14 protein-coding genes are annotated in these 19,703 nt (G+C 54.0%); 8 read left to right on the top strand and 6 right to left on the bottom strand.

Annotated features, from left to right (window positions below; translation table 11 throughout):
* Positions 1-65: 65 nt before the first annotated feature.
* Positions 66-980 (bottom strand): recombination-associated protein RdgC, encoded by a 915-nt coding sequence (gene rdgC / locus ACM5QY_RS22410; protein WP_416122735.1) that lies wholly within the window; start codon positions 978-980, stop codon positions 66-68.
* 209 nt (positions 981-1,189) lie between these two features.
* Between rdgC and mak the strand changes: the two genes are divergently transcribed.
* Complete coding sequence (gene mak, locus ACM5QY_RS22405; protein ID WP_416122734.1) at positions 1,190-2,110, top strand: fructokinase; 921 nt, start codon at positions 1,190-1,192, stop codon at positions 2,108-2,110.
* A gap of 53 nt (positions 2,111-2,163) precedes the next feature.
* Here mak and sbcC read toward each other — a convergent pair whose 3' ends face one another.
* Positions 2,164-5,421, bottom strand: a complete 3,258-nt coding sequence (gene sbcC, locus ACM5QY_RS22400) for an exonuclease subunit SbcC (RefSeq protein WP_416122733.1) — start codon at positions 5,419-5,421, stop codon at positions 2,164-2,166.
* Complete coding sequence (gene sbcD, locus ACM5QY_RS22395; protein ID WP_416122732.1) at positions 5,418-6,656, bottom strand: exonuclease subunit SbcD; 1,239 nt, start codon at positions 6,654-6,656, stop codon at positions 5,418-5,420. Before sbcD ends, sbcC begins: the two co-directional genes overlap by 4 nt.
* A 227-nt stretch (positions 6,657-6,883) precedes the next feature.
* On the opposite strand from sbcD, the gene phoB reads away from it, so the two are divergent.
* From phoB to proY, 5 genes are all read left to right on the top strand, one after another.
* Positions 6,884-7,573: a phosphate response regulator transcription factor PhoB gene (gene phoB, locus ACM5QY_RS22390; protein ID WP_013576682.1), complete on the top strand. Its 690-nt coding sequence runs from the start codon at positions 6,884-6,886 to the stop codon at positions 7,571-7,573.
* Between the two features lie 21 nt (positions 7,574-7,594).
* Positions 7,595-8,914 (top strand): phosphate regulon sensor histidine kinase PhoR, encoded by a 1,320-nt coding sequence (phoR, locus tag ACM5QY_RS22385; protein ID WP_416122731.1) that lies wholly within the window; start codon positions 7,595-7,597, stop codon positions 8,912-8,914.
* A 255-nt stretch (positions 8,915-9,169) separates the two neighbouring features.
* Positions 9,170-10,273 carry a cobalamin-independent methionine synthase II family protein gene (locus tag ACM5QY_RS22380; RefSeq protein WP_416122730.1) on the top strand — a complete coding sequence of 368 codons (1,104 nt, stop codon included), beginning with the start codon at positions 9,170-9,172 and terminating at the stop codon, positions 10,271-10,273.
* A 446-nt stretch (positions 10,274-10,719) separates the two neighbouring features.
* Positions 10,720-12,039, top strand: a complete 1,320-nt coding sequence (brnQ, locus tag ACM5QY_RS22375) for a branched-chain amino acid transport system II carrier protein (RefSeq protein ID WP_416122729.1) — start codon at positions 10,720-10,722, stop codon at positions 12,037-12,039.
* 161 nt (positions 12,040-12,200) lie between these two features.
* Entirely contained in the window at positions 12,201-13,625 is a 1,425-nt protein-coding gene (gene proY, locus ACM5QY_RS22370; RefSeq protein ID WP_416122728.1) for a proline-specific permease ProY, read from the top strand.
* An 88-nt stretch (positions 13,626-13,713) separates the two neighbouring features.
* On the opposite strand, the gene ggt is transcribed toward proY, so the two are convergent.
* From ggt to ACM5QY_RS22355, 3 genes are all read right to left on the bottom strand, one after another.
* Complete coding sequence (ggt, locus tag ACM5QY_RS22365; protein WP_416122727.1) at positions 13,714-15,477, bottom strand: gamma-glutamyltransferase; 1,764 nt, start codon at positions 15,475-15,477, stop codon at positions 13,714-13,716.
* A gap of 266 nt (positions 15,478-15,743) precedes the next feature.
* A complete protein-coding gene (locus ACM5QY_RS22360) occupies positions 15,744-16,346 on the bottom strand; it encodes a peroxiredoxin C (RefSeq protein WP_013576674.1) in 603 nt (200 codons plus the stop codon).
* A gap of 222 nt (positions 16,347-16,568) precedes the next feature.
* Positions 16,569-17,150: an ACP phosphodiesterase gene (locus ACM5QY_RS22355; RefSeq protein ID WP_104923094.1), complete on the bottom strand. Its 582-nt coding sequence runs from the start codon at positions 17,148-17,150 to the stop codon at positions 16,569-16,571.
* Positions 17,151-17,285: 135 nt separating this feature from the next.
* On the opposite strand from ACM5QY_RS22355, the gene queA reads away from it, so the two are divergent.
* On the top strand, positions 17,286-18,356 hold the full coding sequence (gene queA, locus ACM5QY_RS22350) for a tRNA preQ1(34) S-adenosylmethionine ribosyltransferase-isomerase QueA (RefSeq protein ID WP_416122726.1): 1,071 nt from the start codon (positions 17,286-17,288) through the stop codon (positions 18,354-18,356).
* Between the two features lie 114 nt (positions 18,357-18,470).
* The gene (gene tgt, locus ACM5QY_RS22345) at positions 18,471-19,595 is read left to right on the top strand and encodes a tRNA guanosine(34) transglycosylase Tgt (RefSeq protein ID WP_416122725.1); all 1,125 of its coding nucleotides are present in this window, start codon (positions 18,471-18,473) and stop codon (positions 19,593-19,595) included.
* Positions 19,596-19,703 lie beyond the last annotated feature (108 nt).

The following is a 19,703-nucleotide window of genomic DNA, read 5'->3' as shown; positions in this document are numbered from 1 at the left end:
CCAAAATCATTCGAGTTGCATCAAGGCGGCCAACGCGGAGGCAGCTTGAAGGATGAAGGGTATAACTAGCGTTGTGCTTCGCCGCCCAGCGCCTCGATCAGATTCTGGATTAACGCTGCCAGTTCACCGGTCATCAGTACGAAATCCGCATCGAAACGTCCGGCGAAATCTTCGCGGTCGATGTCTTCGTTTTGATCACGGATAATATCGCTGAATTTCAGACGTTTGATGCTGCCATCGTCGGCCAGCATGACAGCAATGCGTTCCTGCCAATCGACGGCCAGCTTGGTCACCAGTTTGCCATTCTCGATATGCGTGGCGATTTCGTCGCTAACCAGCGCCTGCTTCTTACAGCGGATCACGCCGCCGTCTTCCAGAATCGCTTTCAGTTCGGCTTCATCTTGCAGGGTAAAACCGGCTGGCGTCTGGCCCGAACGTACCCATTCGGTCAGCGTCAGCTCAATCGGGCTTTCCATGGTCAGCGGCACAACCGGCAGTGAACCCAGGCTTTTACGCAGCAGCGCCAACATGTCCTCGGCTTTCTTCGCGCTGGCGGCATCCACCATGATCAGGCCGTTAACGGTGTCGATCCACATGAACGTCTGGCTGAAACGGCTGAATGCGCGCGGCATCAGGCTGTGCAGCACTTCGTCTTTCAGGGAATCTTTTTCGGTTTTCTTCAGCTTGCGGTGCTGCTCACCTTCAAGCTGATCGATCTTGGCCTGTAACTCCTGTTTGATGACCGGAGAAGGCAGGATTTTTTCTTCTTTACGGGCGCAGATCAGGATCTGACCGCCGTTAACGTGAGTCAGCGCATCACCACCGTGGGAACCCATCGGTGAAACCCAGCCGGTTTTCGCCATATCCTGGCTGCCGCACGGGGTAAAGGTGAATGCGCTGAGCTGTTTTTCCATTTCGTCAGCAGATAACGAAACTTCACGGCTCAAACGGTATACCAACAAATTCTTAAACCATAACATGGCGTTATCCCTGTCCCGGCGCACTCGTGGTACGCTGATTAAATGAATGCAGGGCAGCATGATAACCAATTGAGCGCGGGTCGTCGTTAAGAAATCGCCGCCACGTGAAACATTGCATAACAGCTTATTCTGGTGACGATAGCCGCGAGCTTCTAAACTGAATTAACCTCAAAATAACAGACCCTACCGGCAGAAAAAGGAGAGAAAACGTGCGAATTGGCATTGATTTAGGCGGCACAAAAATAGAAGTCATCGCGTTATCGGACAGCGGCGGTGAACTGTTCCGCAAGCGGGTGGATACGCCAAGAAATGATTACGAACGCACGCTGAAAGCGATTGAAGGTCTGGTGCGGGACGCCGAAAAAGCCACCGGCCAGCACGGCAGCGTCGGGCTGGGGATCCCCGGCACGCTCTCACCGTTTACCGGTAAGGTGAAAAATGCCAACTCGGTCTGGCTCAACGGTCAGCAGCTGGATGAAGATCTGGCGTTGTTGTTAAAACGTGAAGTCCACATTGCCAACGACGCCAACTGTCTGGCGGTTTCCGAAGCCACCGACGGCGCGGGTGCCGGGCGTCATACGGTGTTTGCGGTGATTATCGGCACCGGCTGTGGTTCCGGCGTTGCGCTTAACGGCGTGGCGCACGCGGGCGGAAACGGCAATGCCGGCGAGTGGGGGCATAACCCGTTGCCGTGGCAGGATGAAGAGGAAATTCAGTTCGCCCGTGACGTGCCCTGTTATTGCGGCAAATCCGGCTGCGTGGAGACGTTTGTGTCGGGCACCGGCTTTGCGGAAGATTATTTCCGGTTGTCAGGTCAGCGGCTGAAAGGTGCGGAAATTATTGAGCTTGTCGAACAGGGCGATGAAACGGCTGAACTGGCGCTGGGCCGTTACGAGCGACGTCTGGCGAAAGCGCTGGCCAATGTGGTGAATATTCTCGATCCAGACGTCATCGTTTTTGGCGGCGGCATGAGCAATGTGGATCGTCTCTACCAGACCGTTCCCGTGCTGATCAAACAATGGGTGTTTGGTGGTGAATGTGAAACGCCGATCCTCAAAGCGGTTCACGGCGATTCCAGCGGTGTTCGCGGTGCAGCCTGGCTGTGGCCGCAGTCGCGTTTCGCGTTGTAATTTTCCGACAGACAAAAGCCGCATGATGTAATGGCATCATGCGGCTTTGTCGTTTATTGCGACGGAACTTTAAATTCACTGCTCAGACGGCTGATGCCCAGCCCGTTGACTTTGGTCACTTTGATTTGCACCGGGATGCGGTCTTTCATCGCTTCGACGTGGCTGATCACGCCGATGGTTTTACCGGAGGCGTTCAGGCTGTCGAGGGCGTCCAGCGCGGTATCCAGCGTGTCGGCGTCGAGCGTGCCGAAACCTTCGTCGAGAAACAGCGAGTCGATGCGGGTTTTATCGCTCACCAGATCTGACAACGCCAGCGCCAGCGCCAGACTGACCAGAAAACTCTCACCGCCGGATAACGTGCGGGTATCACGCACGGCGTCGGCCTGCCACGTATCGACAACCTGTAACTCCAGCGCGTCACTGGTTTTACGCTGCAACAGATAGCGGCCATGCAGTTTTTCCAGCTGGCGGTTCGCCAGATACACCAGATGATCCAGCGTCAGACCCTGCGCGAATTTACGGAATTTTGCGCCATCGCTGGAGCCAATCATCTGATTGAGATATCCCCAGTCATCGCAGGTCAGTTGTGCCTGCGCAATCTGCGCGATAAGCGCCTGCTGGTTGCCGCGGCGTTCCTTGTCGAATTTAAGCTGATTACTCACTTCGCCGGTGCGCTGCTGTAATGCTTTCAGGCTTTGCGACAGCGATTCCTGCTCTGCAATCAGCGCTGTAAGATCACTTTCGCTTTCACTCAGATGCGCAGGACGCGTAAGGCGATGTTTCTCCCGTGTTTCTTTGGCGTCGCTCAACAGCGCCTGAGCCTGCGCCAGTTGTTTTTGCAGCTGGTCTTTACGCTGCTGAAGTTGCTGGCGTAATGCGTCGTCGAGCAGGGCGAGTTTCACCGCGTCTTCATCTGCAAATTCGCTGACGTCCAGCGCCTGTTGCCAGTCTGCTTGCGCCTGATGCAGACGCGCCGTGGCCTGTTGAAATTGCAGTTGTGTGCTGGCGAGCTGCCCGGCCAGTTTGTCGCGAAGTTCCTGCGCCCGGTGCAGGGCAATCTCCGCTTCGCTTACTGCTTTTTCGCCCGCCTGTTGTTGCTGATGTAAGTGCTCGCGAACCTGCGTGACCTGACGGTCGCCGAAGAGTTCTGTGCGTTGCGCCGTCAGGTCTTTCAGCGTTTTCTCGCCGCCCATATACTGGGTTTGCAGGCGTTCAAGCTGTTCCTGAGATTTCGTCAGGTTCTGCTGCGTCAGCGTAAAACGCTCCGCCAGCAATGCGCTTTGCTGCTGAACTTTTTGTTGTTCGCTGACGGCTTCACTCAGGGCATCTTTCGCCTGTTGCAGCTCACGCGCCAGTTGCTCATGCTGGCGGATGGCTTCGTGCGTTTGCTGTTCTTCCTGATCGCACGACGCCAGCCATTGCTGAATGTCCGGCGCATCATGAAGGGTGAACGTCAGGCCGAGCGGGTCACTGAGTTTCTGCCAGCTTTCGAGATGCGCATTCAGCTGTTGCTGATCTTGCTCCAACTGAGTTTGCAGGCGCTTTTGCTGTTCTTTCAGACTTTTAATTTTCGCGGCCAGTTCGATTCCGCTGGCTTTTGCCGCGTCGAATTCCAGCTGCATTTTTTCGGCACGCTGCGCCGTTTCAGACGGTTTAATTTCCTGATAACTTTCAATCGACGGATGCGAGGTTGAACCGCACAGCGGGCAGGCCTGGCCGCTTTGCAGGTTCGCGCGCTCTGCCGTCAGGCTGACGATCAGTTCCTCACTTTTCAGGCGTGCTTTGACATCATTCAGATGCTCGAGCTGTTTCTGGCATTGCAGACGGATTGCATCAAGCTGTTGTTCTTCTTCCACGATTGCCGTCTGATTCTGCATTAAATCTTTGTGTTGCTGACGGACACGCGAGTCGAGCTGAGGAAAAATTTGCGCGAGTGAATACAGCTGCTGACGCACCGGACGCAGTTGCGCCAGTTCTGATTGCCGTTTCTGCAACGCCGCCAGCGGATACTGTTTTTCCTGTTCAGCCTGACGCTGTTGCTGAGCCTGAAGCGTGCCGGTCAGCGTGGTGTGTTTCCTCTGATGCTGCTCGGTCTTAGCATCCAGTTTCCGGCGTTCTTCGGTGATTGTCGCCAGCGTCGCGTTGTGCTCATTAGCCTGTTTCTGCACGTCACTGACGCCCTGCTGAGTATCAGCCTGCGATTTGCGGCACTGGGCAATGTCGTTATCCAGCGGCAGAACTTTTTCATCCATCAGCGTGTGTAACTGGCGCTGTTCGTCGGTCTGTTTCTGGCGTGCAGCTTTCGCCTGTTCCAGCGCCAGAGCCAGCGGCGTCATCTGCGCCGCCTGTTGTTCCTGCTGCTGAATCAGTTGCGTAAGCACCTGCTGTAAATCCTGCGTTTCTTTCTCACAGCGCAACCGGTCGCTGAGCAGCGGACGCAGCTTTTCAGCCGGTTCACTGCGCGCCAGTTGTTGCAACTGCGGCGCGGCGGCGAGGTTTTCCTGCTCCGCTGCTGTTAGCTGCTGCTGAGATTGCTGATGTTTTTGCTGCACCTGTTGCCACTGTTGCAGCCAGTTCAGATCCTGCTGGCGTTGCAGCGCCTGCTGGCTGAGAACAATTTCCTGTGCGTTCAGCGCGGCCAGTTCCGTTTCGAACGCCTGACGCTGCTCTTCGCTGAGCAACTCGATACCGGCCATGCGCTGATACAAACCGTCTAGCTGATTTTTGGCTTCTTTATGTTGTTCAAACACGCGTTCAGAAAGCCGCCCGTAGATTTCGGTGCCGGTGAGTTCTTCCAGCAATTCCGCGCGGTCGTTGGCATCTGCATTCAGGAATGCGGCGAACTGGCCTTGTGAAAGCATCATCGATTTGGTGAAACGGCCGAAATCCAGCCCGGTCAGTTCTGCAATGGCGTCGAGCTTATCGCGCACTTTGTCGGCCAGAATTTTGCCGTCGGCCAGCAGCGCCAGTTCTACTTTGGGCGCCTGTAAATTGCCGTCCGGCGAGTTTTTGGCACGGCGCTGGCTCCAGAAAGCGCGGTAGCCAATGCCTTTGACCTCAAACTCGACTTCCGCCAGTGATTCGGCGGTGTGGCGGGTCATCAGTTCATTCTGACTCGGCGTGACGTTCAGGCGCGGCGTCTGGTGATAGAGCGCCAGACAGATGGCGTCGAGCAGGGTGGTTTTCCCCGCGCCGGTCGGGCCGGTGATGGCGAATAATCCGTTGCTGGCAAAAGGCTCTGCGGTGAAGTCAATTTTCCATTCACCTTCCAGCGAGTTCAGGTTTTTTAAACGCAGACTGAGAATTTTCATTGTGCGGCATCCTCTGCGGACTCGCCGCGGGTGACCTGGCTGACAACCTGAGCAAACAGCGTGCGCATCCGCGCCTGACGCGGTTCGTCGGGGTCGGTTTCCTGCGCCAAACGCCGTTCGAACACGTCACTCACACTCAGTTCGCTGAGCGTTTCTTTTTCCTGTTGTTCGATGCTGTTAATACGCTGTTCTTTACTGCGGCGAAGCAGAACCACTTCCACCGGTAAATCTGCCGTCAGAGCCTGAATACGCCGCTGGATATCACTGAGATAATCCTGTGTGGCGACTTCGATATCCAGCCAGACCGGTTTATCTGCATCGCCTTCTGCAAACTGCGCCAGCTGTTTTTCGATGTCGGCCAGCGAGCCTTTGATGATCTGCATCGGCTGGAAAACGGGGATCTCCAGCGTGTCGATGGCGTTAAGCGTATCGCCTTCGAAATCAATCAGGTACACGCTTTTGGTTTTGCTGAGCTCATCGAAACTTAGCGCAATCGGTGAACCGCTGTAACGGATATGTTCGGTTTTCGCGACGCACTGGGCGCGGTGAATGTGCCCGAGCGCCACGTAATCCACCGGGGGAAACGCCTGCGCCGGGAAGGCGTCGAGCGTGCCTATATAGATGTCGCGCACGGAGTCAGACGTGCTGACGCCGACGGTGGTCAGATGGCCGGTGGCGATAATCGGCAGCGGCACGCCAAGTTCCTGACGTTTGGCCTGCGCGACCTGATACAGCGCGTCATAATGCGCCGCAATGGCTTCCTGCAAGGCGAGCTGCTTATCGTTGCCGGACTGCCCGGCCTGGCTGGCCAGTAAATCACGCGGGCGCAAAAACGGAATCGCACACAACACCGCGCCGGGCTGGCCTTCGCGCGTGTTCAGCACCAAGACCTGCTCATCCAGATTTTCGCCTACGGTGGCGATCACCCGCGTATTCAGGCACGAAAGCAGTTCACGGGATTCATTGAGCGTGGCGACGGAATCGTGATTCCCGGCCAGTACTATTAACTGACAGCCGGTGTGTTGTAATTCCACCACGAAGCGGTTATACAACTCGCGGGCGTAACTGGGCGGTGAACCGGTATCAAAGATGTCACCGGCGACAATGACGGCGTCCACCTGATGTTGCTGCACCTGACCGGTCAGCCAGCGCAAAAAGGCCTGATGTTCAGCGGCGCGGCTTTTGGTGAAAAAGTACTGACCGAGGTGCCAGTCGGAGGTGTGGATCAGGCGCATGAGACTCCCGTGTGAACCCTGTATGACGACAATGGGGCAAAGTATAAACGTCGGCGGGGGAACCTGTCCCCGATAAATCAGACCAATTTCAGCAGGATGGCAAGAATTTATCTGTCATATTTGCCTTAAATGGACCATCATTTTCATTCATAAATCTGTCACAAAACTGACGCATAATGGCGCCCGCAATCAAATAAAAGATCGCTAACCTATTGGCAGGACCTACGATGGCTAGACGTATATTGGTGGTTGAAGACGAAGCTCCAATCCGTGAAATGGTGTGTTTTGTACTGGAACAGAATGGATATCAGGCAGTAGAGGCTGAAGATTTTGATTCAGCGATTGGCCAGTTAGTGGAACCTTACCCTGAACTGATCCTGCTCGACTGGATGTTACCCGGCGGTTCCGGTATTCAGTTTATTAAGCACCTTAAACGTGAAGCGCTCACCCGCGAAATTCCGGTGATGATGCTGACCGCACGCGGTGAAGAAGAAGACAGGGTGCGCGGACTGGAAGTCGGTGCCGATGATTACATCACCAAACCGTTTTCACCCAAAGAACTGGTCGCCCGTATTAAAGCTGTGATGCGCCGGATTTCGCCAATGGCGGTGGAAGAAGTGATCGACATGCAGGGGCTGAGCCTGGATCCGTCGTCTCACCGGGTGATGGCCAACGAGCAGGCGCTCGACATGGGGCCGACCGAATTTAAGTTGTTACACTTCTTTATGACCCACTCCGAACGCGTTTACAGCAGGGAACAGTTGCTCAATAACGTGTGGGGCACTAACGTTTATGTGGAAGATCGCACGGTAGACGTGCATATTCGTCGTTTGCGTAAAGCGCTGGAAACCAGTGGACATGACAGAATGATCCAGACTGTTCGTGGTACCGGATATCGTTTCTCAACGCGTTATTGAGTCCCACAGCGGAGAATCTGTGTGTTAGAACGTTTATCATGGAAACGTCTGGCCGGTGAATTGTTTCTTTTTTGCCTGCCAGCGCTGATCCTCGGTGTCTTTGTCGGCCATTTCGGCTGGCTTCTTTTTGCGTCGCTGGCTGCGGCGCTGGGCTGGAATTATTACAACCAGCTTAAACTCTCTCACTGGCTGTGGCTTGACCGCAGCATCACCCCGCCGAACGGGCGCTGGAGCTGGGAACCGTTGTTTTACGGGCTTAACCAGATGCAGATGCGTAACCGGCGACGTCGTCGTGAATTAGGCCAGTTGATCAAACGTTTCCGCAGCGGGGCTGAATCGCTGCCGGATGCGGTGGTTCTGGCGACGGAAGAGGGCAATATTTTCTGGTGTAACGGACTGGCGCAGGATCTGCTGGGATTTCGCTGGCCGGAAGACAACGGGCAGCACATTTTTAACCTGCTCCGTTATCCGGAATTCCGTACCTGGATCCAGACGCGCGACTTCAGCCGTGCCCTCAACCTGCAACTCAATAACGAACATTACGTGGAGTTTCGCGTGATGCCGTATTCCGAGGGGCAGCTTCTGATGGTTGCGCGCGACGTGACGCAGATGCGTCAGCTCGAAGGCGCACGACGTAACTTCTTCGCGAACGTCAGCCATGAACTTCGCACACCGCTGACGGTGTTGCAGGGGTATCTGGAAATGATGGAAGACGCCAAACTGGAAGAGCCGTTCCGCACCAAAGCGCTGGATACGATGCAGGAACAGACGCGGCGCATGGATGGGCTGGTGAAACAGTTGCTGACCCTGTCGAAAATCGAAGCCTCCGCCAATATCGACATGCACGAGAAAGTTGATATTCCGCTGATGCTCAACATGCTTGAGCGGGAAGTGCAGACGTTAAGCGGCGGGAAACATGAAGTGGTGTTTCGCGTAAACGAGAAGCTGAAAGTTTTTGGCAATGAAGATCAACTGCGCAGCGCGGTGTCGAATCTGGTGTATAACGCCGTGAATCACACTCCGCCGGGCACACGGATTGAAGTCAGCTGGCAGCAAATTCAGCACGGTGCGCAGTTCCAGATTAGCGACAACGGGCCGGGCATTGCGCCCCAGCACTTACCGCGTCTGACCGAACGTTTTTACCGTGTCGATAAAGCGCGCTCACGCCAGACCGGCGGCAGCGGGCTGGGGCTGGCTATCGTGAAACATGCACTTAGCCATCATAACGCCAAACTCGAAGTGCTCAGCGAAGTCGGCGTCGGCACGCGGTTTATGTTTACGCTGGCACCAAAATTGATTGTTCCACAGGGTTCAGACTCTCCAGTCTCCGTAAAACCTTAATTTCCGCCATATCCTTAAAGCCTGTTATCAGCCGATAGCAGGCTTTTTCATTTCTATTTATGCGTGATGTTGTCTCCTGATCATGAATTTATTTCACGTCCCATGAAAATTCCTCTGTTGTGGGTGAACAGACTGCATGACAGTATGGCCTTAAAGCCGTTTAGACATCCAGATGTCTATAAATAACGCAGCGTAATTATTTACGTTGTAAATCATTTGCATTCCGCCAGAGGCGTGATGGCATAAGGAGTTTTCATGCAACGTACAACCCCTCCGTTCCGCGCTGACGTCGTTGGCAGTTTCCTGCGTCCGGCCGCGATCAAAGAAGCCCGCAAACAGTTTCAGGCCGGTGAGATTGATGCAGCGCAGCTGCGCGCGGTGGAAGACACTGAAATCCGCCGTGTGGTGGATTTGCAGCGTGAAGCAGGTCTGCAAGTGGTGACGGATGGCGAATTCCGCCGTGCGTGGTGGCACTTTGACTTCTTTGAGGGTCTGGAAGGCGTGGAAGGGTATGACGCCGTTCAGGGGATCCAGTTCAACGGCGTGCAGACGAAGGCGCGCAGCATCAAAGTGGTGAGTAAGCTCGGTTTTGGTTCGCACCCGATGCTGGAAGACTTCCGTTTCCTGAAAAGCATCAGCGGAACGGCTGTGCCGAAAATGACCATTCCCAGCCCGAGCGTGATGCATTTCCGCGGTGGCCGTAACGCCATCAGCAAAGACGTTTATCCTGATCTGAAAGACTATTTTGACGATCTGGCGCAGGTTTACCGCGACGCGATTAAGGCGTTTTATGATGCCGGTTGCCGTTATCTGCAACTCGACGATACCGTCTGGGCGTATCTGTGCTCTGAAGATCAGAAGAAACAAATCCGCGAGCGTGGCGACTCTCCGGAGGCGTTAGCGCGTACTTACGCTGACGTGCTGAACAAAGCTATCGCCGGTAAACCGGATGATCTGGTGATTGGCCTGCATGTTTGCCGCGGTAACTTCCGTTCAACCTGGATTTCTGAAGGTGGCTACGAGCCGGTGGCAGAGATTCTGTTTGGCGGTGTGAATATCGACGCCTTCTTCCTGGAATATGACAATGAACGTTCAGGCGGTTTCGAGCCACTGCGTTTCATTAAGAAGGGCCATCAGCAGGCGGTTCTGGGGCTGATTACCACCAAATCCGGCGAGCTGGAACTGGCGAAAACCGTGGAAGCACGCATCGCCGAAGCGGCTGAATATCTGGACATTAACCAGATTTGCCTCAGCCCGCAGTGTGGCTTCGCGTCAACAGAAGAGGGCAACAGCCTGACCGAAGCGCAGCAGTGGGAAAAACTGAAACGGGTGGTGGATATCGCCGCCCGCGTCTGGTAAATCCGGGAACTGGATAAATTCTGGCCTCGTAAAAATTCTGGATATTGTGCGTGAAATGACCTTTTCATGGTGATTTCACGCAATTATCGTCTAATCGGAGCATATCTTGTGCTTTGTTAGTTTAAAAATCATACATATCATATTGCGTGTTTCGTACGGTATTTAGTGATTGTTACTGCTTTGATGCATTAATATGGTTGAACACTCTGCTTTTTGGATCGCGACTTGCCTTTCTGCGCTATAAACGTTTACCTTAAGCCCCGCTGTCGCTCGATACTCCCTGCATAACAACGTATTCATCTGCATATCATCAGGCGTTTTAAGCTCACTCCGGTCCTCATTTTGGTGCTCTCTGGCAATGACAACGCCATTCATCCTTCTGACGGTGTGGCACGACGACAGCATCGGACACTTTATTCATTTGAACAGGCAACACGACACCAATCATGAGTACTCGTTTAACAAATAAAGATATTCTGGCGCTGGGCTTCATGACCTTCGCCTTATTCGTCGGGGCAGGAAATATCATTTTCCCGCCAATGGTTGGCTTGCAGGCGGGTCAGGAAGTCTGGTGGGCTGCTGCCGGGTTTATGATCACAGCGGTGGGTCTTCCCGTGATGACCGTGATTGCCCTTGCGCGCGTCGGTGGCGGTGTTGACGCCCTGAGTACGCCAATTGGTCGTGGTGCCGGTATTCTGCTGGCAACGGTATGTTATCTGGCTGTTGGCCCGCTGTTTGCCACGCCGCGTACGGCGACCGTTTCCTTTGAAGTGGGTATCGCGCCAATGACCGGTGATGGCCCGCTGCCTCTGCTGATTTACAGCGTGATTTATTTCGCGCTGGTGATCGGAGTCTCTCTGTATCCGGGCCGCTTGCTCGATACCGTCGGGCATTTCCTTGCTCCGCTGAAAATGGTCGCGCTGGGTGCGTTGGGTATCGCTGCCTTGCTGTGGCCTGCCGGTCAGTCAATGCCTGCGGTTGATGCCTACCAGACGGTGCCGTTCTCCAGCGGTTTTGTTAATGGCTATCTGACCATGGATACGCTGGGCGCGCTGGTCTTCGGGATTGTTATCGTTAACGCAGCACGTTCGCGTGGCGTGACCGATGCCAAACTCCTGACCCGTTACACCGTTCTGGCGGGGCTGATTGCCGGTATCGGCCTGATGCTGGTCTACCTGAGCCTCTTCAAACTTGGCGAAAACAGCGCCTCGCTGGTGCCGGATGCAACCAACGGCGCGGTGATCTTGCATGCCTACGTGGCACATACTTTTGGCAGCGTCGGAAGCTTCTTCCTCGGCGCGCTGATTTTCATCGCCTGTATGGTGACTGCGGTTGGCCTGACCTGCGCTTGTGCTGAATTCTTTGCTCAGTATCTGCCGCTATCTTATAAGACGCTGGTCTTCATTCTGGGCCTGTTCTCTATGCTGGTGTCCAACCTGGGCCTGAGCCATCTGATTTCAATTTCAGTGCCGGTTCTGACTGCAATTTATCCGCCGTGTATTGCGCTGGTGGTTCTGAGCTTCACGCTGCGCTGGTGGAACAACACTACGCGTATCGTCGCGCCGGTAATGGTTGTCAGCCTGGTCTTCGGTATTGTTGACGGTATCAAAGCGTCTGCTTTTACAGACCTGATGCCCGCCTGGACCGCGAATCTGCCGCTGGCGGCGCAGGGTCTTGCCTGGTTGCCACCGTCATTATTAATGCTGGTGCTGGTCGGTATTTATGACAAAATCAGCGGCCCGCGTAGCGTCACTGCGCACCAATGATCATTTGGTGAATGTTCAACGGCATAAAATATAATTAGTCTGCTGAATGTTTCGCCAATCGGGCCACGGAGAATCTTCCGTGGCTTTTTCATTGGCAGAAAATAAAGCTTATTTTTAGAATATGCACTTTTGATATTTAAAAAACATACGGGTTAATGCACATGCAGCAAGAAGCTGAACAACCAACAGAGCAAAAAGAAGCGCCAGGCACGAAGCTAAAACGTGGCCTGACAACGCGCCATATTCGCTTTATGGCACTGGGCTCAGCCATCGGTACCGGGTTATTTTACGGATCTGCCGATGCTATCAAAATGGCAGGGCCGAGCGTGCTGCTGGCGTATCTGGTCGGCGGAATTATCGCGTTTATCATCATGCGCGCATTGGGTGAGATGTCCGTCCATAATCCGCAGAGCGGGTCGTTCTCCCGTTACGCGCAGGATTATCTCGGGCCGATGGCCGGGTATATCACTGGCTGGACCTACTGTTTTGAAATTCTAATTGTCGCAATTGCCGATGTGACGGCGTTCGGTATTTACATGGGCGTGTGGTTCCCGGATGTGCCGCAATGGACCTGGGTACTGAGTGTTGTGCTGATTATCGGTGCTATCAATCTGGTGAGCGTGAAGGTATTCGGTGAGCTGGAGTTCTGGTTCTCCTTCTTCAAAGTGTTCACCATCATCATCATGATCATTGCCGGTTTCGGCATCATCTTCTGGGGCATTGGCAACGGCGGGCAGGCGACCGGTATCCACAATCTGTGGACCAACGGCGGCTTCTTCAGTCAGGGCATCATGGGCACGATCCTGTCGTTGCAACTGGTGATGTTTGCCTATGGCGGTATCGAAATCATCGGTATTACCGCCGGTGAAGCGGAAGATCCGAAGAAATCCATTCCGAAAGCCATCAACTCCGTTCCACTTCGTATCCTGGTGTTTTACGTGGGTACGCTGTTTGTGATTATGTCAATTTTCCCGTGGAATCAGGTCGGTACGCAGGGCAGCCCGTTTGTGCTGACGTTCCAGCATATGGGGATTGCTGCGGCGGCAACCATTCTGAACTTCGTCGTGATCACCGCGTCTCTTTCTGCGATTAACAGTGATGTGTTCGGCGTGGGTCGTATGCTGCACGGTATGGCAGAGCAGGGGCAGGCGCCTAAAATGTTCAGCAAGGTTTCGCGTCTCGGCACGCCGTGGGTCACGGTTCTGGTGATGATGGCGGCGCTGCTGGTGGCGGTTTATCTGAACTACATCATGCCTTCCAACGTCTTCCTGGTGATTGCATCGCTGGCGACTTTCGCGACCGTTTGGGTGTGGATTATGATCCTGTTCTCGCAGATTGGTTTCCGCCGCAAGCTCAGCAAACAGCAAGTCAAAGAGCTGGAATTCCCGCTGCGTGGCGGTGTTTATACCTCGGTCTTCGGGATCATCTTCCTGGTGTTTATCATCGGTCTGATAGGTTACTTCCCGGATACCCGCGTGTCGCTGTATGTCGGTCTGATTTGGGTCGTGGTACTGCTGGTCGGTTACCGCTTCAAATTGCGTAACGACCGTAAGAAAGAAGCGCTGGCGCTCAGCCACAAAGCGTAAGCAAGTACTTACATTTGGCAGATAAATAAAAGCCCCGATATCATCACGATATCGGGGCTTTTACATTTACGGAAAATAGTAACCCTAATTAGTAACCGATGGCAGCGCCGGCAGGGCGCCGCACGTCATTCGCGCCGTACAGATAGCCTTCCCGGACTTTCCCCGACACCGCCGAGTCATTGCCTGAGTTCACCGGCGTCACGCCCGCAGCGCCCGGCAGACCCACCAGAATCAGTTCCGTAGCTCCCCACGGCGTTTGCTCAACCATTTTGTATCCCATTTTTTGCAGGATATTCAGGCTGTCCTGCGAAACACCGCGCTGCTCGTAATACACTTCGTCCGGCAGCCACTGATGATGAATACGCGGTGCATCGACCGCTTCCTGCGGAGGCATTCCGTGGTCAATCACGTTCAGCGCGGTTTGCAGCGTGATGGTGATGATACGTGAACCGCCTGGTGAACCCAGAACCATGAAGATTTTGCCGTCTTTGGTCACCAGGCTCGGGCTCATCGATGATAGTGGGCGCTTACCGGGGGCGATGGCATTTTTCGTTCCCTGCACCAGACCGTACAGGTTTTTCTCGCCCACTTTTGTCGTGAAATCATCCATTTCGTCGTTAAGGAAGAAGCCGGTTCCCGGCGCAATCACCACGGAACCAAAGCGGCCATTGACGGTGTAAGTGGTGGAAACGGCGTTGCCCATTTTATCGACGATGGAATAATGCGTCGTTTCCGGTTTCTCGTGAGGTTCCATACCCGGCTGAACCTGCGTGGATGGCGTCGCTTTATCCGCTTCTATCTTCTTACGGATTTCTTCGGCGTAGCTTTTACTGACCAGACGGTCGACCGGGTTTTTCACGAACTCCGGGTCGCCGAGATAGGTATTGCGATCCATGTAAGCGTGGCGCATGGCTTCGGTGAGGGTGTGAATGGACGCCGCCGAGTTGAAGCCCATGCTTTTCAGGTCGTAGCCTTCAACGATGTTGAGAATTTCACACATCGTCACACCGCCGGAGCTTGGAGGTGGTGCTGAAACAAATTTGTATCCGCGATAGCTACAAGTAATTGGCGTGTCTTCGGTCACTTTGTAACTGGCGAAATCCGCTGCAGTCAGGATGCCGCCGCCTTTTTTGGATGCTGCTTCGACGGCTGCCGGGATTTTACCTTTATAGAAAGCATCCGGTCCGTGTTTAGAAATGGATTCGAGCGTATTGGCTAAATCGGTCTGCACCAGTTTGTCACCGGGTTGCAGGGCGCTGCCGTCTTTACGCAGGAAAATACGTGCGGCTTCCGGATCTTCTTTGAAACGTTTAACCGTCGTATCAAGAATATCGGTATCCGCACGGGTCAGCACAAAGCCCTGACGCGCCAGTTTAATCGCCGGAGCCATCACCTGCTGGCGGGTCAGTTTGCCGTATTCCTTTTGCACGGTGTCCATCCCCAGTACGGTTCCCGGCACGCCGGCGGCCAGATACCCGTAAAGGCTGGCCCCTTTTTTCACATTACCGTCGGCATCCAGATACATATTGGCGCTGGCCGCGGCGGGGGCGGTTTCGCGAAAATTGATAAATGTGTCTTTTCCATCAGCCAGATGCACCGTCATGAAGCCACCGCCGCCGATATTGCCACAGCATGGGTTGACGACGGCCTGCGCGTAACCGACTGCCACGGCGGCATCAATGGCGTTTCCGCCCATTTTCAGAATGTCGACGCCGACCTGTGAGGCCAGATATTGCGAGGTGACGACCATTCCGTTTTTAGCTTCGACCGCCGGGTTGGACGCCGCGTACAGCGGGAGGCTGGTCAGCATTGCCAGTGCGAGGACTGATTTTTTCCATGGATTCCGTAACATTCAAACTCCTGTTTATACCCTGTCTTTTAGAGTCATAACCTTCAGGTTATTGTGTGATAACGCTTTTTTAATGGCGATGTTGTTCCGTTCGCCGGAGAATTTTATGCAAAGTGCACGCCATTCTGGCGATAACCGGACGTTTTCAGCGTAGACGTAAATGCGAGGTAACGGGTCAGTGAGGCGGGAAAATGTGATCGGGGCAAATCTGGAGCAAAAAAAACGGCCAGCTAAGCTGACCGTTGATAACCGTTAAATCCGTGAAGGGATTACAGGTTTGAAGCGTTTTCAGACAGGTATTTAGCCACGCCATCCGGAGATGCGCCCATGCCTTTTTTGCCTTTTTCCCACTGAGCCGGGCACACTTCGCCGTGCTCTTCGTGGAATTGCAGTGCGTCAACCATACGCAGCATTTCGTCGATGTTACGACCCAGTGGCAGATCGTTCACCACCTGGTGACGAACAACGCCTTCTTTGTCAATCAGGAAAGAGCCGCGCAGTGCAACGCCAGCGTCCGGATGTTCGATTCCGTAGGCTTTCTGAATTTCGCGTTTGATATCAGCAACCATGGCGTATTTAACAGGACCGATACCGCCTTTCTCAACCGGCGTGTTACGCCATGCGTTGTGAACGAACTCGGAGTCGAAGGAAACACCAACAACTTCAACGCCACGATTCTGGAATTCTTCGTAACGGTGATCGAAAGCGATCAGCTCAGACGGACACACAAATGTGAAGTCCATTGGCCAGAAGAAGATAACAGTTGGTTTGCCTGCAGTGTGTTTCTTGAAGTTGAAGTTTTCAACTACTTCGCCGCTACCAAGTACTGCTGCTGCGGTAAAGTCAGGGGCTGGGCGAGTTACCAGAACCATAAATTACTCCTTTAAGACCCTTGAGGGTGTCGTAGGTGAGAGGAAAGGGTGAACAAAACGACTGTCAGTATAGGGGCAACCCTCAGGTGAATAAACCCCTTCAGACCAATCAATCAGATAGTATCCGGCTATCAGTCTTTGACGTAAGTCTCAATCTTCTTTCACGACAACCTCCTGTTTTGCAGGGAATTGTGTCCTCGATCACAACTTTCTGGCAACGTCTCAAAGCTGGCGATCTTTCGCCTGCTGCATCATGACCGGATAAAATTGCCAGAATAATTGTTCAAGCGCGTCGTAATTGAGTTCGATATCGTGAAAAGAGCCGCTCAGTGCGCTGAGTTTCGGGCGGCGGTTCGCCATGCCCTGCAAAACTTCGCCAATAAACGGCAGAACGGCATAACGTTCAAGCCAGCGCTGCGGCCAGATGTAGTTATTCAGATTCTGGAAACGTTCCGGCATACCGGGAAGCTGCGGCTCGATTTCCTGCTGACAGGCGGCGATAAACGCTTCCAGCGGCTGTTGCGGATGCAGGGAATCCCAGTGGCGCGAGAGGAAGTGATCCCAGACCACATCGAGCGTAATCGGCGAGACGCGGCGGAAATCATCACGGAAATAGCTGCGGGCAATTTTCACTTCGGGCAGGGAATCGGTCATGACATCGACGCGTCGATGCATGCGGATCCCGCTGACAATTTCCGGGCTGTATTGCCCGTCAGGATTACCGCGAACGAAATCCGCCAGCAGATTACCCAGCAGGGAACTGTCGGCTAAAGATGCTAACTGGAGGTGGGCTAAAAAATTCATCGGGCGAGTATAACGCAGGAAAGTTGATCCCTGACAGGGCAGCGGGTGCCTTTCTTCGCGCATAAGCTTGCAGGGGATGCCCCGTCCCACTAGACTAAGCCGCCTGTTTTTGTCGTTAAAGTGAAGTGAAAAGCCATGCGTGTTGCCGATTTTTCTTTTGAACTCCCGGAATCCCTGATTGCCCGCTATCCGCAGACCCAGCGCAGCGGCTGTCGTTTGTTGTCTCTTGACGGGCCGAGCGGTGAGTTAACGCACGGCGTATTCACCGATATTCTCGATAAAATCCTGCCCGGCGATCTGCTGGTCTTCAACAATACCCGCGTGATCCCGGCCCGCGTCTTTGGCCGTAAAGTCAGCGGCGGTAAAATTGAAGTGCTGGTCGAGCGTGTGCTCGATTCGCACCGCGTTCTGGCGCACGTTCGTGCGTCGAAATCGCCAAAACCGGGTGCTGAACTGCTGCTGGGTGATAACGAAGACATTAAAGCGACGATGGTGGCGCGTCACGACACCCTGTTTGAGCTGCAATTTAATGAAGACCGCGATGTCTTTACATTGCTCAACGAAATTGGTCACATGCCGTTGCCGCCTTATATTGACCGTCCGGATGAAGACGCTGACCGCGAGCTGTATCAGACGGTTTACAGCGAACGTCCGGGCGCTGTCGCAGCCCCGACCGCCGGTCTGCACTTTGACCAGCCGTTGCTGGATGCGCTGAAAGAAAAAGGCGTTGAGTTTGCTTTCGTGACGCTGCATGTCGGCGCGGGGACGTTCCAGCCGGTGCGCGTTGACACCATTGAAGACCATATCATGCACGCTGAGTACGCCGAAGTGCCTCAGGAAGTGGTAGATGCGGTTCTGGCGTGTAAAGCGCGCGGCAATAAAGTGGTGGCCGTGGGCACCACGTCAGTCCGTTCGCTGGAAAGCGCGGCGAAAGCCAGTGAAGACGCGCTGATCGCGCCATTCTTTGGCGATACTAAAATCTTCATTTATCCGGGATACCATTATCAGGTGATTGATTGCCTGATTACCAACTTCCACCTGCCTGAATCGACGCTGATCATGCTGGTGTCGGCGTTTGCCGGATACAAAAATACCCTGAATGCTTACCACCAGGCGGTGGAAGAGCAGTACCGTTTCTTCAGTTATGGCGATGCGATGTTCATCAACCGTAACCCGCTGGCGCCGCAGGAAGTGGTGGGTCAGTAAACGTCAGGCAGCAGTTACCGGCCCGGACGCACTCGGTGTATTCGGGCTTTCTTTTCCGGGCGTCATGCCACGGACTTAACCTCATCAGACTGTTTCTCTGATGCTGGAGGCAATGTGAAGTACGAATTAAGCACTACCGACGGCCGCGCGCGCCGTGGACGTCTGGTCTTTGAACGTGGCGTGGTTGAAACCCCGGCATTTATGCCGGTAGGTACTTACGGCACCGTAAAAGGCATGACCCCGGAAGAAGTGAAAGAGACCGGCGCACAGATTTTGCTGGGCAACACGTTCCACCTGTGGCTGCGTCCGGGTCAGGAAATCATGAAACTGCACGGCGATCTGCATGATTTCATGAACTGGCATGGCCCGATCCTCACCGATTCCGGCGGCTTCCAGGTCTTCAGCCTGGGCGCGATGCGTAAGATCAAAGAAGAAGGCGTGCATTTCCGCAACCCGATCAATGGTGATCCGGTGTTCCTGAGCCCGGAAAAATCCATGGAGATCCAAAACGATCTCGGTTCTGACATCGTGATGATCTTCGATGAATGTACGCCGTATCCTGCTGACTGGGATTACGCAAAACGTTCAATGGAGATGTCTTTGCGCTGGGCACAACGCAGCCGCGATCGCTTCAACGAGTTGAATAATAAGAATGCTTTGTTCGGGATTATTCAGGGAAGCGTTTACGAAGATTTACGAGATGTATCATTAAAAGGGCTGGTAGATATCGGCTTTGATGGTTACGCTGTGGGCGGTTTGGCGGTAGGCGAGCCGAAAGAAGACATGCACCGTATCCTTGAGCACGTCTGCCCGCAAATCCCGGAAGACAAACCCCGTTATCTGATGGGGGTGGGTAAACCGGAAGATCTAGTGGAAGGCGTACGTCGCGGTATCGATATGTTTGACTGCGTCATGCCAACGCGTAATGCGCGTAACGGCCACCTGTTTGTTACCGACGGCATCGTAAAAATCCGTAACGCCAAGCATAAAGATGACACCTCGACGCTCGACGAACACTGTGATTGCTACACATGTCGCAATTATAGCCGCGCCTACTTGCATCATCTCGACCGTTGCAACGAAATTCTCGGTGCGCGGTTGAATACCATCCATAATCTGCGCTACTACCAGCGTCTGATGGCCGGTTTACGCCAGGCTATCGAAGAAGGTAAATTAGAGCAGTTTGTGACAGACTTCTACGAGCGCAAAGGCAAGCCTGTTCCGCCTTTAAACTTCTGATTTCTTTGTCGTGCCGGCATCTCCTCAAGGTGGTGCCGATTTTATAATTTGTTGAACCGGCATTTTGGGGTATTGTGCGAGACGTTTCATCGTCAGACTCCGGGTTGG

The sequence above is a fragment of the Rahnella sp. PCH160 genome (assembly GCF_047784855.1).
Lineage (GTDB): Bacteria > Pseudomonadota > Gammaproteobacteria > Enterobacterales > Enterobacteriaceae > Rahnella.
The sequence above is the reverse complement of the archived record's forward strand: the minus strand, read 5'-3'. Positions and strand labels throughout refer to the sequence as shown.

What these genes read in the sequence shown, in the direction of transcription:
- rdgC (WP_416122735.1), bottom strand. Translation starts at nt 980, where the DNA reads ATGTTATGGTTTAAGAATTTGTTGGTATACCGTTTGAGCCGTGAAGTT.
- sbcC (WP_416122733.1), bottom strand. Translation starts at nt 5,421, where the DNA reads ATGAAAATTCTCAGTCTGCGTTTAAAAAACCTGAACTCGCTGGAAGGT.
- sbcD (WP_416122732.1), bottom strand. Translation starts at nt 6,656, where the DNA reads ATGCGCCTGATCCACACCTCCGACTGGCACCTCGGTCAGTACTTTTTC.
- phoB (WP_013576682.1), top strand. Translation starts at nt 6,884, where the DNA reads ATGGCTAGACGTATATTGGTGGTTGAAGACGAAGCTCCAATCCGTGAA.
- ACM5QY_RS22380 (WP_416122730.1), top strand. Translation starts at nt 9,170, where the DNA reads ATGCAACGTACAACCCCTCCGTTCCGCGCTGACGTCGTTGGCAGTTTC.
- brnQ (WP_416122729.1), top strand. Translation starts at nt 10,720, where the DNA reads ATGAGTACTCGTTTAACAAATAAAGATATTCTGGCGCTGGGCTTCATG.
- proY (WP_416122728.1), top strand. Translation starts at nt 12,201, where the DNA reads ATGCAGCAAGAAGCTGAACAACCAACAGAGCAAAAAGAAGCGCCAGGC.
- ggt (WP_416122727.1), bottom strand. Translation starts at nt 15,477, where the DNA reads ATGTTACGGAATCCATGGAAAAAATCAGTCCTCGCACTGGCAATGCTG.
- ACM5QY_RS22360 (WP_013576674.1), bottom strand. Translation starts at nt 16,346, where the DNA reads ATGGTTCTGGTAACTCGCCCAGCCCCTGACTTTACCGCAGCAGCAGTA.
- ACM5QY_RS22355 (WP_104923094.1), bottom strand. Translation starts at nt 17,150, where the DNA reads ATGAATTTTTTAGCCCACCTCCAGTTAGCATCTTTAGCCGACAGTTCC.
- queA (WP_416122726.1), top strand. Translation starts at nt 17,286, where the DNA reads ATGCGTGTTGCCGATTTTTCTTTTGAACTCCCGGAATCCCTGATTGCC.